The sequence below is a fragment of the Balneola vulgaris DSM 17893 genome (genome assembly GCF_000375465.1).
Lineage (GTDB): Bacteria > Bacteroidota > Rhodothermia > Balneolales > Balneolaceae > Balneola > Balneola vulgaris.
In genome coordinates this window covers 871,477-886,678 of sequence record NZ_AQXH01000001.1, presented here as the reverse complement: position 1 = coordinate 886,678, position 15,202 = coordinate 871,477, and the positions used below count along the sequence as shown (strand labels likewise).

Here is a 15,202-nt window from a genome sequence, read left to right as displayed (position 1 = left end):
AAGTACAGGTAATTATATAGTAAACAGAAGGCGTTTTCTTTGAAAGAAAAGCGCTTTTCTGTATACTTGAGCCCCAATTTAAAATGGGCCTTTCCAGAGTATATTGAACAACTTATAGAACACACGAAATGGCAAAAGCAAAGACTAAGAGTACTAAAACTGCGTTCAGTGCAGCTAAAAAGAAAGAAATTCTTTCAGATTACAGAATCGGCTGGTTAAGCCGTCATATGTCTTTGATAGGCCGAAAAGAAGTGTTAACTGGAAAGGCAAAGTTTGGCATTTTCGGTGATGGTAAAGAGATGCCACAAATAGCGATGGCTAAAGTTTTTAAGAATGGTGACTTCCGTTCGGGTTACTATCGCGACCAAACTTTTATGTTAGCAATTGATGGCGTTACTCCCGTTCAGTTTTTTGCGCAATTATATGCTACTCCTGATGAGAAGCTAGAGCCTTCTTCAGGCGGTAGACAAATGAATGCTCACTTTGCTACACGTTTACTCAACGAAGACGGTACTTGGAAAGAGCTTACTAAAATGAAGAATACCTCTGCGGATATGTCGCCAACGGCAGGGCAGATGGCTCGACTATTAGGCCTTGCTCAAGCTTCGAAAGTATACCGCAATGAAAAAGCATTAAAAGGCAAAGAGTGGACGAAGTTTTCGAAAAAAGGAAATGAAATCGCTTTTGGAACCATTGGTGATGCAAGTACTTCAGAAGGCGTGTTCTGGGAAACTATAAATGCGGCAGGTGTACTTCAGGTACCTATGGTAATGTCGGTTTGGGATGATGGTTACGGAATATCAGTAGCTAAGAAATATCAAACCACAAAAGAGAGTATCTCAGAAATTTTAAGTGGTTTCCAAAGAACAGAAGACAAGGCGGGCTATGAAATTTTAACCGTTAAAGCTTGGGATTATGAAGCTTTGATGGAGACTTACAAGAAAGCCGAGAAAATCGCTCGTGATGAGCATGTGCCGGTACTTATTCATGTTCAAGAAGTAACACAGCCACAAGGGCACTCAACGTCAGGATCACATGAGCGCTATAAGAATGAAGATCGTCTCAAGTTTGAAGTAGATTTTTGCTGTTTAGCAAAAACTCGTGAGTGGATTCTAAAGAACAAGATTGCAACGGCTAAGAAATTAGACCAGATTGAAGAAGAAACACTTAAAGAAGCTACAGAAGCACGCAAAGAAGCTTGGAATAATTACAGTGGTCCTATAAAGGAAGAGAAGAAAGAAGTAATGGGACTGCTTGAAGAGCTTAAAGCAGAATCAGGTGTTGATGCCATCGACGGTGTTATCAAGAAATTAAAGATGGCTCAAAATCCTATTCGTAAAGATGTGTTATCAGCGGCGCGAAAGGCTCTATACGCTACGAAGGGGACGGAGTCGGAAGTACGTTCAAAACTATTGGCATGGACCAAAGAAAGTGTAGAAGCCAACAAAGAGCGTTTCAACTCACATTTATTAAGTGAAACAGAGTTTTCACCACTAAAGATTGAAGAAGTTAAACCAGAGTACAGCGACAAGCCAAAATCAGTGGATGGCCGTGTAGTATTGCGTGATAACTTCGATAAGATTTTTGAGAAGTACCCAAACACTTTAGTATTCGGTGAAGATGCGGGTAAACTTGGTGATGTAAACAAAGGCCTCGAAGGCATGCAAGATAAGTATGGGGAAATCCGTGTGACTGATACGGGTATTCGCGAAGCTACGATCTTGGGCCAAGGTATTGGGATGGCACTTCGTGGACTTCGTCCTATTGCCGACATTCAGTACTTAGATTATGTATTGTATTGTTTCCAAGGCATGAGTGATGATCTTGCCTCGCTTCGTTACCGTACCAAAGGTGGCCAAGCGGCTCCACTTGTTGTTCGTACTCGAGGTCACCGCCTAGAGGGAATCTGGCATTCAGGCTCACCAATGGGTGTGCTCATAAACGGACTTCGTGGTGTACACGTGTGTGTGCCACGCAACCTAACTTCCGCAGCGGGTTTTTATAACACTTTACTACAAGGGGATGACCCAGCACTGGTTATTGAACCATTGAATGGCTACCGCTTAAAAGAGAAAATGCCTGAGAACTTAGGTGAGTTTACTACTCCATTAGGCGTGCCGGAGATTGTAAGTGAAGGTTCGGATATTACCGTAGTATCTTACGGCGCTACTTTCAACATGATAGAAGCTATGATCCCTCAGTTTGAAGAAGCTGGAATCTCAATTGAATTGATTGATGTTCGTACTCTTCTTCCATTCGATAAAGGGCATATGATTGTAGAGTCTTTAAAGAAGACCAATCGCCTTCTCATTGTAGATGAAGACGTACCTGGTGGTGCTTCAGCGTTTATTATGCAACAAATTGTGGAAGAACAAGAAGGCTATAAGTTTTTAGATTCTAAGCCGATTGCATTGTCTGCTCAGGCACACCGTCCAGCGTATGCTACCGATGGTGATTACTTTAGCAAGCCTAACGCTGAAGACATCTTCGAGGCTGCCTATGAAATGATGCGCGAAAGCGACCCCGCTAAATACCCTGAATTGTATTAAATAAACTTAGATACGATGAGCTCAAATCAACCCTTTTGCTTTGAGCTCTAAGTATTTATTGATGGCATTCACGGAAAGCTCTTTAGGTGGGGTAAGGATCGTATGAATCCCTCGTTGGTTGAGCGCCTTCACAATCTGCTTCTTTTCATAGCTGAATTTCTCTGCAATGGCTTTGGTATATACCTCGCGGATGGTCTTCGACTCTTGGGTAAGCAGAGACGAAAGCTCAGTGTTTTCAAAGAATATGGTAACTAGCAGATGATCTTTTGCCAATCGTTGGAGGTAGGGGAGTTGCCGTTCCAAGCCCGAATAAGTCTCAAAATTAGTGTAGAGTAAGATGAGGCTACGCTGATTCAAGTTACGCTTTAGCCCCAAAAGCATCTGCTGATAGTTAGACTCCTTAAAGTTGGTGTCTACCTTATAAAGTTGCTCTTGAATTCGATGTAAATGAGGCTTTCTTTTCTCGGGTTTCACGAAGTTAATCGCATCATTGGTAAAGGTTAGCAAGCCCGCTTTATCTTCCTTTAATAGCGCAATGTTTGATATCACTAAACTAGTGTTGATGGCATAGTCTAACAGCTTCAAGCCATCAAAAGGCATTTTCATTACACGCCCTAAATCAAGTACACTTACAATCTGTTGCGAACGCTCATCTTGGTATTGATTCACCATCAAGTCGCCAGATCGAGCCGTGGCTTTCCAATTGATTGAACGAACATCATCCCCACGTACATATTCCTTGATACGTTCAAATTCCATGGTATGTCCAACACGACGTATTTTCTTGATGCCCAAGTCAGTTAAACGATTTGAGATAGCATACATCTCAAATTTCTTCATTTGAATGAAGGAGGGGTAAACCGGAACTAATGTGTCTTCTTCAAAGGTGAATCTACGCTGAACCAAGTTAAGTGGTGAGCGAATAAACACTCGTAGTTTCCCGAATTTATACTCCCCTCGTTCTGTGGGTTTCACATTATAACTGAAGGAAGCAGCGGAATTTGGTTCAATACTTATGGAGTGTTCAAAATTCCGAACCTGAAACTGTGCGGGCAATTCATCTATAATTCGAGCTTTTACTGAGAATGAAAACCGATTTTCTAAGGAGATTGAAATCGGATTATCATCTCCATTTGATAGTCGTTTTGGCAACGGACGCTCAGCCTCAAAACCATTCTTTGATTGGAACAATATTGCTACATCTAAGAGCGTAAAAAAGAGGGATGCCACTACGAGTAATTCACCCACAGGAAGTAACACAGGGATGAAGTAACTAAATAGAAATACACACCCAATTACGCTGAATACGGCGAAAAAACGAGCATCTAAGAATATTTCAGAAAAGAACCGTTTTATCGGGGTACCTCCACCTTGTCTACCGTTAGATCAATAACATGATCAGGTGAAACGCCTTCCATTTCTTTTTCAGGGGTTAGGGTGATACGATGGCGTAACACAGGTTTAATAACCGATTTTACATCTTCAGGAGTAATAAAGTCACGGCCTCTCATCACCGCCCATGCTTGAGAAGCACGCATCACAGCTACCGTTGCTCGAGGCGATGCTCCAATCGAGATGGAACTAGAATTTCGTGTTTGGTGGATGATTTGAGCTATGTACTTCATGAGCTCTTTTTCTACACGAACTTGGCTTACAATGCCACGTTGCTTTACGATTTCAACCGCATTGGTAACCTTCTCTAATACACTAAAATCGATAGCATTGCCTCGAGAATGGCTCCCTTCAAGAATGCTTATTTCTTCTTCCAATGAAGGGTAGGGGACATCTATCTTAAATAGGAATCGATCGAGCTGTGCTTCCGGTAGTCGATAAGTACCTTCGTGTTCAATGGGGTTTTGGGTGGCAATAACCATAAATGGGGCATCTAGCGAATAGGTAATCCCATCGGTTGAAATCTGCCGTTCTTCCATTACTTCAAACAGGGCGGCCTGAGTTTTAGCCGGAGATCGATTGATCTCATCAATCAGCACGATGTTAGAGAAAATAGGGCCTTGTTTGAATTCGAAATCCGTGGTTTTAGGATTGAATACCGAAGTACCGATTACATCCGAAGGCATTAAATCGGGAGTGAACTGTATGCGCGAAAAATCAGCATCTATAGTGCCTGCTAACAATCGTGTGGTTAGGGTCTTTGCTACGCCTGGCACTCTTTCAATTAGCACATGACCTTCCGCCAATAGAGCAGCAATTAAATAATCGACCATCTGCGTTTGCCCTACGATGATCTTTGCAATTTCTTTCTTAACGGATTGCACGAGCGTTTGGGCTCCTGATAGTTCTAGCCGAGATTCGAAAGTTAATTCCGAATCCTCGGATGGGTTTTGATCCGTATTATTTTGTTCTGTTGATTCACTCATCGTTGTGTGTTTTTATAGAATTCGTCAATTTTTTTGGTCACTTGCATAAGCTCTTTATCCGATACGTTTTCCGCATCCTTAACCATATGAATGGTATCGATTAAGCGCTGAATTTCATTTCTCTCAATCCCTGATCTAAATGCTAAATCAGTGATAAAGGCGTCTTCAGTAATATCTGAAACATCTAACCTCAGATTGTGGTGCACATACTCCATAAAGAACTGAATTTTCTTTTCAACTAGGTCTTTGTGAGTCCCTTGCTCTAAATAAAGATCGCCGATGGTTTCAGCAAATTGAATACTGGAATTTTGTAGAGGTTTTATCACCGGTATAGCCCGCTGTTCACGTTTACTTTTAAACAACATGGCAAGCAATGTTAATCCTATTAAGGTAAACCATGCATATCGGAGACCTTCTGAGTTTAACACCACATAAAGGGGCGTAGAGGATACATTTCGCCCATCCTTGTAATAGCTATCCCATGTAGTATTTGCCACAGGAAGATAAGAGAGGGCGTAGAAGGCGTAGGGCGCAAAGTTAGGGTCGCGTAAGTAGTAGTTGGTAAAAAGATGGGGTGCTGAGTTCAAATAAAAGGTCCCTTCCCCGAACTGAACCTGAATAAAATTGGGATATGAATTATTCCAATTGCCTAATACATGCGTATGGGCGGTATCATAGGAAGTAAAGTAATAGAACTCTGACTTCGACTCATGAACCCAGCTTTGGTTCTCATTTAACGTAGAGTCGGTTAATGAAAGGTGAAAGTTTTTCTTATCAGATAAGCTGTCAAAAAACGGGTAGTAGAAATTGTATTCTAGCTTCAGTGTATCTGCAAGTTTTCCATTCACAATACCAGCCATGAATACCTTTTTCCCTTTCGATACATAATCGAGTAACACTTCGGTTTCAAGGGGGTCGAAAGCGAGGCCTGAATTAATAAAAATGAAGTTATCTAAGGTGTCTGATTCCTCGTAGTTATAGAGTGAGACATTGTTGAAATCCACCTTTTGCCCAGGGAAAAGAGTCTCAATCTCATTGAATAAAATTTCGGTTCCAAAGGGTATAGAAGTATACCGCGTGAAATCATTTCTGAAGTCAATAGGCGTTGGCTTAATGCTTTCAACAATTACATAGAGTAGAAGAACGATACCTAAAAAAGTATAGTAGAATTTTTCTTTACCCATGCAGCCTCCTCAAAAAGGTATCGAATACCTCTTTTATTTTATGGAAGCGTGGTTCATCAATCTCAAATTCACCATAATCCACATACTCATGGAAATAGGTTAAACGGTCGAAAGTTTGCTCTACCGGGTGACCTCTTAATTCCTGGAGGTAATCGTAGTTTGTTTTGGCTTCTTTAACAACGATTAGCTCCTTTTGATCTAGTTCCTTCAGCGCTTTTAAGTATAGATACCGAACGGCGAGACTAAAGCTTTTTTGGTTTATAGCTTCATTAATTAACGAATCAAAATCTTCAACATGAATAGATGAAGTATTGTAGTTTAGGTTTAGCAGAGTACGATTATTCTTTCTTTTAAATATATGCCCAAGGTTGCCTTTAAAAATCTGACTTAATAGGAGGTAGGCTATCGAAAGGAATAGTACAATCAGTATGGCTTTCACTAAGTAGTTGATCCATGTGATTGACATTTTTTCGCTGATAGTGTCTAATAACCACATGATGAAGCGATCCCATAGTGATAGTGATTCCGCCTTAACCCCATAGGTATAAGCGTCCATTTGCTGAATTTCCTGCAACCTTTCATCCGTAGGAATTCTTAGCTCTGGAGTAGAAGGTGGTGGTACGCTCGACTCCGAAGTTTGGGCGTGTGCCTTCATCCCGAGCGAGATAACGCAAAGCAAGAGAAGGAGGCAACTTCTATAAATACGACTAATGGATATGGAAAACTCTGAATACAAGTGTTTTTACTGATCTCCTAAGGATTCAATTTTATCAAACATGGTGCGGCCACTTTTTCGCTCTACACTATTGAAGTACACCAAGGCTTGAGACACTGCTGGGAAACAATACAGTAGCACAGGTACAATCATTGAAAGGCCATATAGCATGCTAACAACGGAACCTAAAACGGTATTCGAGGCGTCGCCTGATGTAAATGAAATAAACCCTATAAGGATGTACATCGGTACTAGGAATATGTATGAGGCAAAATTTACAATCATGCTCATCACAAAGCTCATTCCAAAAGTAAACCACCAGAATCCTTCTGTGGCTTGCCAAGATTTATTTAGTGCCCCTCCAATGGTTTCATCTTCAATAATATAAATAGAAGGAGCTAGGGAGAGCTTAGTAGAGAGATAGATGCCCGGTATAATTAAGAGTAGGAAACCAATAATAGTTGCAATACCGATTACAACAAAGATAGCGGCTAAACCAAATACATTACCTACGATGTTTTGGGTAAGCATCTTCAGGTCGATATCACGAGTGTCGATGCCTTCATCGATGAGTGAGATATGCTTGTATACGATTACACATATCACCAAGAAATTGAGGAAGAATGCGATTAAGCCCAGAAACATTTGCCCAACAATTTTGACAGATTGGTTAGGATTTTCTTGGATGTAGAAATCATTCTGGGCCATCATTAAGTCACCAAACGAACCACTGAAGAAAATGGCAAAGATGACGATGATTGGGAATCCTAAAAGTAAAAGTGCTTTACCTAAACTTACGATATGAATGCGAAGGTACGTAAAGCTGTCGGATAGAATTTGCCCAAAATCTCGGACACTTCTTAATTCATAATTATTCATAAATCTCCGTATTAGTTGTTCGTTTTAGTCGCTGAGGATATACCACAAAATAGTAGATGATGAAAGTAAATGAGCCAAAAATGATACATAAACTTAAAAGTATTGGCATCTCTGTATATCGTGTTACAAAGCTTTCCAGAAATCCAGCCATCACAAAAATGGGAACCAACCCGACAACCATCTTCACACTTTGCTTTCCTGCTTTTTTGAAAGACTCCAGTCTAGTGTAAGTGCCCGGAAAGAGGAAGCTATTGCCAATCACCATGCCTGCGGCCCCAGCAATTACAATCACGGATAGCTCTAGCGCTCCATGTATAAATACTACTAGAAATGCTTTGTTGAAGATGCCGTAGGTGTAAAATAGATGGAAGAATGACCCTACCATGATGCCATTTCTAAAAAGGATATAAGCGGGGCCTAATGCGGTTACTAACCCAGCTGCAAAGGCCAAAAAGGAAACTCGAATGTTATTAATGGTGATGCCCAAGAACATGTTTAACTGCGACTCACTCTTATAAACCGCGAGTGGATCCCCATTTTGGATATTTTCAATGGTCATATTCACATAGTAGTCGCCCAAAATGCTTCGAATGAAGCGAGCATCGTTTGCTGACGAAAAAGCCCCTATGGTTATAGCTAATACAAATACTAAAAATGAAATGAGCAACGGCTTTTGATGCTTTGAATAAAGAAGCGGTAACTCTGTACCCCAAAACTCTTTGAATCTACCAGAGCTAACTTTCTTGCTCTTATACAAAGTGTCGTGAGCACGAACGGTGAGTTCATTTAAATAGCGCGTTGTTTTACTAGTGGGATAATTGCTCTGAGCAAAGGAAAGGTCGTTAGTGAGCTCTATATATAAGTCCGCAATGCTATCAGCAGAATGTCTTTTAGGATTCTTTAAGGTCTCTTCAAAGGCTTGCCATTTGGCTGCATTTTTTTTCAAAAAGGCGACTTCGCGCATGGGCTAATTTTTTCTGCTTTTCTTTTGAAAAGGTTGGACTTACTTTAGGGCGAATAGTACCCTAATTTCAGAATAAATAAAAACTACTAGATGGCTAAAGTTGGAATAGAAACCACCCAGCATGTACAATTATCACAAGACCCAGCAGGCGTTACAGAAAGAATTCTAGCCTACATCTTAGACTTCATTGTTTTAGGCGTGTTCTACTTTGTGCTATGGTATATCACCGTAGATTCAGGTTTACTTAACAACGTCATCGAAAATCAGTGGGTTATTCAATTGGTAATCTTCCTGCCCATCATGCTTTATCATTTATTGATGGAGATTTTTTGGAATGGCTTTACCGTGGGTAAATGGTTTGTTGGAATAAGAGTGGTACGAGAAGACGGGGGGCGACCTAGCGTAAGTAATTTTCTTGTGCGATGGCTCATTCGATTGTTTGAAGTGACTTTAACTTCTGGGGTTGTGGCCTTTTTCGCCATACTCATTAATGGAAAAGGACAAAGATTAGGTGATTTAGCCGCCGGTACACGAGTAGTTAAAATCCTTAGAAAGACCTCCCTAGAAGATACCGTGCTGGATTTCGTGGATGAAGAGTATGAACCTGTAATAGCTCAGGTAGTTGAATTAAAAGACGAGGACATCAGTATTATCAACGAAGTGTTGAAGAGTAGAGGGGATTACGACAAAAGTACGTGGTTGCATATGGTTGCAAGAACAAGAGTATTGATTCAGAATAGAATTGGGAATGTTGCTAACGATATGGGCGATACTCAGTTTCTACGGCAAGTAGTTAAAGACTACAACGCTACTTATGGAAGAATTGAATAAGGGAAGGAAATAATCGATTTAGAATAATCGATCGATAAACACAGCTACCCAAACCAGTGGGAGGTAAGCAATAGATACAAACATCAGCTTACGTGCATTTTCTTTGGTTCTTTCTTTAAGAAATAGGATTGCATACACCAAGAAGAAGAGAGCAAGTAGCATTCCTAGAATTAAGAACACCCATCCTGTGAGTTGCATCCCAAATAATAGGTAGGTTACAGGGAATAGAAGAATGGTACAAATCAGTGAGTAGATCGAAGTTTTAATTCCAGTCTCATCTCCTTTGGGTAACATCTTAAATCCAGCGCCCGAGTAATCGTCTTTACACATCCATGCGATCGCCATCACATGAGGTACTTGCCAAAAGAACACGATGGCAAACAGTAACCACATTCCGGGCTCACTAATAGTACCACTAGCCGCTGCCCATCCACCTACTGGAGGTAATGCACCAGGAACTGCCCCAATAGCGATATTAATCGCAGACACTTGCTTCATCGGTGTGTAAGCCGCTAAATAGATCAAAGTAGTAGCAAAACTAACGGCACCTGCTATAGGGTTTACCATTAACACTAAATACAGTAAACCTGAGAAAATGAGTGTGAGGGAAAAGATCATCCCTTTTTTAGGCTTGATGCGACTGTCTGGTAAGGGACGTTTTGCCGTTCGTTTCATTAAGCCATCGAGTTTGCGCTCCATGAACTGATTATGCGCTCCCGTACCGGCTGCAATTAGATAGGTACCGATGATGGCATGAATCATGATGGCGTAGCTAATCGAATCCCCACTACCTAGTACAAAACCTACTAGCATACTAGAAACCACTGCCAACGTAATACCAGGTTTTGTTAGCTGGTAATAGTCAGAAAGCGTCTGAGTAAATGAACGATTTAATGGGATTTTATCTTCGAAAGAGCTCATGCTGATATTTGGAGAAAGCCTAAAATTCTCGGCCCAAAAGTTAATCATTTTAAACGAGTATTGTTACCTTTGGATATGAAATTAAATGCGTATCAAAAGACAGCTATAACCACCGTTTTTGCCACTATATTTCTCATCTTTGTGGGAGGAGTGGTGCGTAGTACTGGAGCGGGAATGGGATGCCCAGATTGGCCTAAGTGCTTCGGGCAGTGGATACCACCCACTCAAGCCTCCGAATTACCCGCCGATTACAAATCGCTTTATTCTGAAAAACGAGTAGATAAAAATCGTAAAGTAGTAGCTTATCTTGAGAGGTTAGGATTTTCTGAGACCGCAGCTAAAATTGAGAATGACCCTACAATCAAAATTGAAGAAGACTTCAATGTTGTAAAAACGTGGACAGAATATGTCAACCGCTTGATCGGCGCTATAATAGGGCTACTCATCTTTGCCACCTTCTTGCTATCCCTTAAATATTGGAAGACCAAAAAGGTAATCCCTATCCTTTCTTTCGCTACTTTTTTCTTAGTTGGATTCCAAGGTTGGCTCGGCTCAATAGTGGTGAGTACTAAGTTATTACCCGGCATGATTAGTACGCATATGATACTGGCAATGCTCATAGTGATGTTTCTCATCTACACGACCTTCAAAGCAACCGAAGATCAATTAGTAGTAAAAGTAAACGCACCTTTGAAGAAGAATATGGAGCTATTACTTATTGCTTTGTTAGGCATCACACTTATTCAAATGGTATTCGGAACTCAAGTGCGTGAAGAAATTGATATCATTAAAAATGCCATTGATTCCGTCCCACCACGGTCTACATGGATTGAGCAACTCGGAGATATGTTTGAGCTTCACAGAAGCTTCTCTTGGTTATTTGTGATTTTTGGTGCTGTACTCGCATGGTTATTATATCAGAAACCAATGCCTGCCAAGCTGATGAAAATAGGCTGGTGGAATGTAGCCTTAATATTTGGGCAGATTTTAATTGGGATAGGCATCGCTTACTTAAACGTCCCTAAAGTACTACAGGTGTTGCACCTCACAGGAATCGCGTTAATGATCGCCTTCCAATATTATATGTACTTACTTGTACGAAATGCAGATGCAGTAGAAGGAGGGGCTTAAAGCTTCTCTAAAAGCTCGTTTAGGAATACTTTTATTTCAGTGAGATCTTTTTTTACGTCAACGGGTACGTTCTCAGAAATCGGAGCCGTTGGATCTAATTCACCTCGCAGTACTTTCTTTACACCCGCGGTTGTGAATTTTTTCTCCATCAATAATTCCTTAATGCGAAAAATGAGTTCCACTTCTTCGTCTTTGTATGCTCTATTCCCAGCACTATTTTTCTTAGGGCTGAGTTCATCAAAGCTCTTCTCCCAGTTCCTTAAAACATGTGGAGCTAATCCGGTGAGTTTACTTACTTCACCCATAGAGTAATACAATTTTTTCATAGCTGGCAGAAAGTGTATTTTAACGCGTTCAATTCACCAAAGTAAACCATTTCTGAACTTTTATAAAAGGGCAACATTTTGGAAAATAAGCTGGATGACGGTAAAGTAGATGTGAGCATAGTAGTTCCTCTCTATAATGAAGAGGAATCTTTGCCAGAATTAACGAAAGCCATCGAAGAGGCCTTAGCGGCAACATTTAAGTATGAAATTATATTTGTAGATGATGGTTCTACCGATCGCTCGTTTGCAGTTGTACAACAATTAAGCATCAACGATAAGCGTGTAAAGGGCATATCCTTCCGCCATAACTATGGAAAAAGTGTGGCATTACAGGCAGGCTTTGAGCGCGTTCAAGGCGATTATGTAGTTACTATGGATGCCGATTTACAAGACGATCCTAACGAAGTGCCCGAAATGATAGCTATGCTCAAAGGTGGACTCGACCTAGTTAGTGGTTGGAAAAAAGAACGCTTTGATCCCATTTCAAAAACGGTGCCATCTAAGTTTTTTAACTTCGTAACTCGAAAAGCGGCGGGCATTCATCTACATGATTTTAACTGTGGCTTGAAAGCCTATCGCAAAGAAGTGGTGGAGAATATCTATCTCTATGGAGAGCTACACCGCTACATCCCTATGTTAGCCAAACAGGAAGGCTTTACACGCATTGGTGAGAAAGTGGTAAAGCATCATCCACGAAAGTATGGGAAAACGAAATTTGGACTTTCTAGATTCATTAACGGCTTTTTGGATCTCATCACCATTCTATTTGTTCAGAAATACTTTCAGAAACCTATGCACTTCTTTGGATCCGTAGGGATACTGTTACTAAGTGCTGGTACCGTCGTTAATCTGTATTTAGCAAGTATAAAGATTTTGTTTGGCGTTGGTATTGGAGACCGACCATTACTCTTTTTAGGAATACTACTGATGGTTCTAGGTGTACAATTTTTATCAACGGGACTCATTGGTGAGTTGGTCAACATCAATCATGTGAGAAGGCAAAAGCCGAATATAAGGGAGCAGTTTTAGTGGATACTAAATTAGATCTTCAAACCGAAGAAGACGTTCGTGTATTAGTTCATTCCTTTTACTTCAAAGTTCAGCAAGATGAACGACTCAATTATATTTTTAGCAGCTTTGCAGATGTAGATTGGGACGAACATTTAGGAACGATGGTAAATTTTTGGTCGAACATCCTATTTCAAACAGGGAAGTATAAAGGGAGTCCATATAGGCAACATGTTCCTCTACCAATCATAAAAAGTGATTTTCAGCGCTGGTTGAATTTATTTTTTGAGACTGTAGACGAACACTTTCAAGGTAGTAATGCCGATTTAGTGAAAGAAATAGCTGAGCGAGTAGCGGTGTCGTTTACCTCAAGAATGGAATATGAAGGCAAGTTCAACTAGAAGAATGTTGCTGTATTGCGGTAGAAAGTGAAGGGCATAAAAAAAGCACTAACTCGAGAGAATTAGTGCTTCTTGTACCGCGTACGGGATTCGAACCCGTGCTACCGCCGTGAAAGGGCGGCGTCCTAGGCCTCTAGACGAACGCGGCTAGGAAAAATCAATAATAAGGGAGCCTGATGGGAATTGAACCCACGGCCTCTGGTGCCACAAACCAGCGCTCTAACCAACTGAGCTACAGGCTCCATCTACTATCACGCTAAGCGTGGTTGGTACCGCGTACGGGATTCGAACCCGTGCTACCGCCGTGAAAGGGCGGCGTCCTAGGCCTCTAGACGAACGCGGCATCAAAACAACAAGTCAGTAATTCAAAGTCTAAAACAACATCACCAAAAGTGTGAGGCGACAGGCGGATTCGAACCGCCGTACAAGGTTTTGCAGACCTCTGCCTAGCCACTCGGCCATGTCGCCTAGTAAAAACTAGGTCATTGTACGCCCGTCAGGACTCGAACCTGAAACCTACTGCTTAGAAGGCAGTTGCTCTATCCAGTTGAGCTACGGGCGCTCAACTTCATTAAGTCAATAATTGTCGGGGAGACAGGATTTGAACCTGCGACCCTTCGCTCCCAAAGCGAATGCGCTACCGGGCTGCGCCACTCCCCGATTCTGTTTCCGAAACAGATTCCAAAGATACGGTTTGGTTAATTTTATGGCAAGCTTTTTCTCATCTATCTTTCATAATTTTTTCTAACTGCCCCAAAAAATTGCTCCATGAAAGCTCAGACTTAAGTTGAGCTAAATTATCATGGATCTCTGCTCGCTTTTCTTCATCCCCTAAAAGGCTTTTAAGCTGAACTAATAAATCATCTTCATCCAAGTTTTTAAAGATAAGTCCGCTTCCAGTGCTTTGGATGTGCTCGGTAAGTCCGGGGTGATTAGAAGCTATAGTAGGCACCTGAAAATTGATGGCATCGGCAAAAACCCCACTCTGGCTGGCCGACTTATAAGGAAGTACTAATACATCCGAAGCTTTAAAAACACCTGCGATTTCACTGTTATCTACAAAGCGATCAATTATGAGATATTGCTCGCGTTGCGTAGGATCGATGAGTTGGATGTATTCCTCTTTGTCTACATAAAACTCGCCTACGATTAATGGACGAATACCCTCACTTTTTAAATCTATTTTATTAAGTGCTTTTATGAGTATATCCAAGCCTTTGTACTCGCGCACGAGTCCAAAAAAGAGCACTACTTTTTCATCTTCAGCTATGCCTAATCGCTCTTTGGCCTCTACTTTTGAAAGAATAGGGCCTTCATGTTCATATATAGGGTGAAACAGTTTACTTACAGGCGTTGTAATCTGAAGCTCTTCACATTCCTCTACTGTTTGATCTGACAAGGTGATGATATGATCCGCTTTATGAAAGAAACTTCGAATGAGCGTATCACTAAACACAAAAGGTTCATGCGGTTTTATGTTGTGTGCTAACACGATGACCTGCGTATCGGGCGAATTCTTTTTCACCACCTTCAAAATGGTGTTGAAGCAAAAAATGAAAAAGGGGTGCCAATAGGTGATCAGCAGGGTAGAGGGTTTCTGTTGAGCTATTTCAATAGCCGTAGTTCGCCAAGAAAAGGGATTGTAAGCATGAACACCTTCTAAGGAATACTGCTCATCGGTACGCTCAAACTGTGTAGTGCCAGGGAATAGGAAATCAGGATATAACTTCTGGTAATTCACAGCCTCTACCTGGAAGCGCTGCTTCAAATGTCGAAGTAAGAAATCACTAAAACGAGAAATACCTCCTCTATAAGGCGGAAATACACTTAGAAAGCTAATCACAAAGAATTTCGTGTAGTTATCATTTGCCTAGAATATAGAATAATTAGTAGGAGAATCTGAATAGGAATAATA

14 protein-coding genes and 6 tRNA genes are annotated in these 15,202 nt (G+C 41.1%); 5 read left to right on the top strand and 15 right to left on the bottom strand.

Annotated elements, in window-relative coordinates; all coding sequences use genetic code 11:
• Positions 1-128: 128 nt before the first annotated feature.
• Positions 129-2,549, top strand: coding sequence for an alpha-ketoacid dehydrogenase subunit alpha/beta (locus B155_RS0103900; RefSeq protein ID WP_018126935.1), 2,421 nt, complete (start codon positions 129-131; stop codon positions 2,547-2,549).
• Positions 2,550-2,570: 21 nt separating this feature from the next.
• On the opposite strand, the gene B155_RS0103895 is transcribed toward B155_RS0103900, so the two are convergent.
• From B155_RS0103895 to B155_RS0103870, 6 genes are all read right to left on the bottom strand, one after another.
• Positions 2,571-3,797: a DUF58 domain-containing protein gene (locus tag B155_RS0103895; RefSeq protein WP_240386241.1), complete on the bottom strand. Its 1,227-nt coding sequence runs from the start codon at positions 3,795-3,797 to the stop codon at positions 2,571-2,573.
• A gap of 104 nt (positions 3,798-3,901) precedes the next feature.
• Positions 3,902-4,927 carry an AAA family ATPase gene (locus B155_RS0103890; RefSeq protein WP_018126933.1) on the bottom strand — a complete coding sequence of 342 codons (1,026 nt, stop codon included), beginning with the start codon at positions 4,925-4,927 and terminating at the stop codon, positions 3,902-3,904.
• A complete protein-coding gene (locus B155_RS0103885) occupies positions 4,924-6,111 on the bottom strand; it encodes a DUF4350 domain-containing protein (RefSeq protein WP_018126932.1) in 1,188 nt (395 codons plus the stop codon). Before B155_RS0103885 ends, B155_RS0103890 begins: the two co-directional genes overlap by 4 nt.
• Positions 6,104-6,766, bottom strand: coding sequence for a DUF4129 domain-containing protein (locus B155_RS13540; protein WP_018126931.1), 663 nt, complete (start codon positions 6,764-6,766; stop codon positions 6,104-6,106). Before B155_RS13540 ends, B155_RS0103885 begins: the two co-directional genes overlap by 8 nt.
• An 87-nt stretch (positions 6,767-6,853) precedes the next feature.
• Positions 6,854-7,705: a hypothetical protein gene (locus B155_RS0103875; RefSeq protein ID WP_018126930.1), complete on the bottom strand. Its 852-nt coding sequence runs from the start codon at positions 7,703-7,705 to the stop codon at positions 6,854-6,856.
• Positions 7,698-8,669, bottom strand: a complete 972-nt coding sequence (locus B155_RS0103870; RefSeq protein WP_018126929.1) for a stage II sporulation protein M — start codon at positions 8,667-8,669, stop codon at positions 7,698-7,700. Before B155_RS0103870 ends, B155_RS0103875 begins: the two co-directional genes overlap by 8 nt.
• 90 nt (positions 8,670-8,759) lie before the next feature.
• Here B155_RS0103870 and B155_RS12925 point away from each other — a divergent pair, with 90 nt between their 5' ends.
• Complete coding sequence (locus tag B155_RS12925; protein ID WP_018126928.1) at positions 8,760-9,500, top strand: RDD family protein; 741 nt, start codon at positions 8,760-8,762, stop codon at positions 9,498-9,500.
• A gap of 18 nt (positions 9,501-9,518) precedes the next feature.
• On the opposite strand, the gene cyoE is transcribed toward B155_RS12925, so the two are convergent.
• Positions 9,519-10,469, bottom strand: a complete 951-nt coding sequence (cyoE, locus tag B155_RS0103860; protein ID WP_018126927.1) for a heme o synthase — start codon at positions 10,467-10,469, stop codon at positions 9,519-9,521.
• 27 nt (positions 10,470-10,496) lie between these two features.
• Between cyoE and B155_RS0103855 the strand changes: the two genes are divergently transcribed.
• Positions 10,497-11,552 (top strand): COX15/CtaA family protein, encoded by a 1,056-nt coding sequence (locus B155_RS0103855; protein ID WP_018126926.1) that lies wholly within the window; start codon positions 10,497-10,499, stop codon positions 11,550-11,552.
• Here the strand turns inward: B155_RS0103855 and B155_RS0103850 are convergent.
• Positions 11,549-11,878 (bottom strand): MerR family transcriptional regulator, encoded by a 330-nt coding sequence (locus B155_RS0103850; protein ID WP_040368042.1) that lies wholly within the window; start codon positions 11,876-11,878, stop codon positions 11,549-11,551. The genes B155_RS0103855 and B155_RS0103850 overlap by 4 nt on opposite strands.
• 78 nt (positions 11,879-11,956) lie before the next feature.
• On the opposite strand from B155_RS0103850, the gene B155_RS0103845 reads away from it, so the two are divergent.
• Entirely contained in the window at positions 11,957-12,907 is a 951-nt protein-coding gene (locus B155_RS0103845; RefSeq protein ID WP_018126924.1) for a glycosyltransferase family 2 protein, read from the top strand.
• On the top strand, positions 12,907-13,287 hold the full coding sequence (locus B155_RS0103840) for a group III truncated hemoglobin (protein WP_018126923.1): 381 nt from the start codon (positions 12,907-12,909) through the stop codon (positions 13,285-13,287). The genes B155_RS0103845 and B155_RS0103840 overlap by 1 nt, the downstream gene beginning before the upstream one ends.
• 75 nt (positions 13,288-13,362) lie before the next feature.
• Here the strand turns inward: B155_RS0103840 and B155_RS0103835 are convergent.
• The 7 genes from B155_RS0103835 to B155_RS0103805 all read right to left on the bottom strand — a co-directional run bounded on the left by B155_RS0103835 (position 13,363) and on the right by B155_RS0103805 (position 15,130).
• A tRNA-Glu gene (locus tag B155_RS0103835) sits at positions 13,363-13,435 on the bottom strand.
• 20 nt (positions 13,436-13,455) lie between these two features.
• Positions 13,456-13,529 (bottom strand) — tRNA-His (locus B155_RS0103830).
• Between the two features lie 25 nt (positions 13,530-13,554).
• Positions 13,555-13,630 (bottom strand) — tRNA-Glu (locus B155_RS0103825).
• A 54-nt stretch (positions 13,631-13,684) separates the two neighbouring features.
• Positions 13,685-13,755, bottom strand: a tRNA-Cys gene (locus tag B155_RS0103820).
• Positions 13,756-13,775: 20 nt separating this feature from the next.
• Positions 13,776-13,849: transfer RNA gene (locus B155_RS0103815), tRNA-Arg, on the bottom strand.
• Positions 13,850-13,873: 24 nt separating this feature from the next.
• Positions 13,874-13,947: transfer RNA gene (locus B155_RS0103810), tRNA-Pro, on the bottom strand.
• 61 nt (positions 13,948-14,008) lie between these two features.
• A complete protein-coding gene (locus tag B155_RS0103805; RefSeq protein WP_018126922.1) occupies positions 14,009-15,130 on the bottom strand; it encodes a glycosyltransferase in 1,122 nt (373 codons plus the stop codon).
• Between the last annotated feature and the right edge of the window lie 72 nt (positions 15,131-15,202).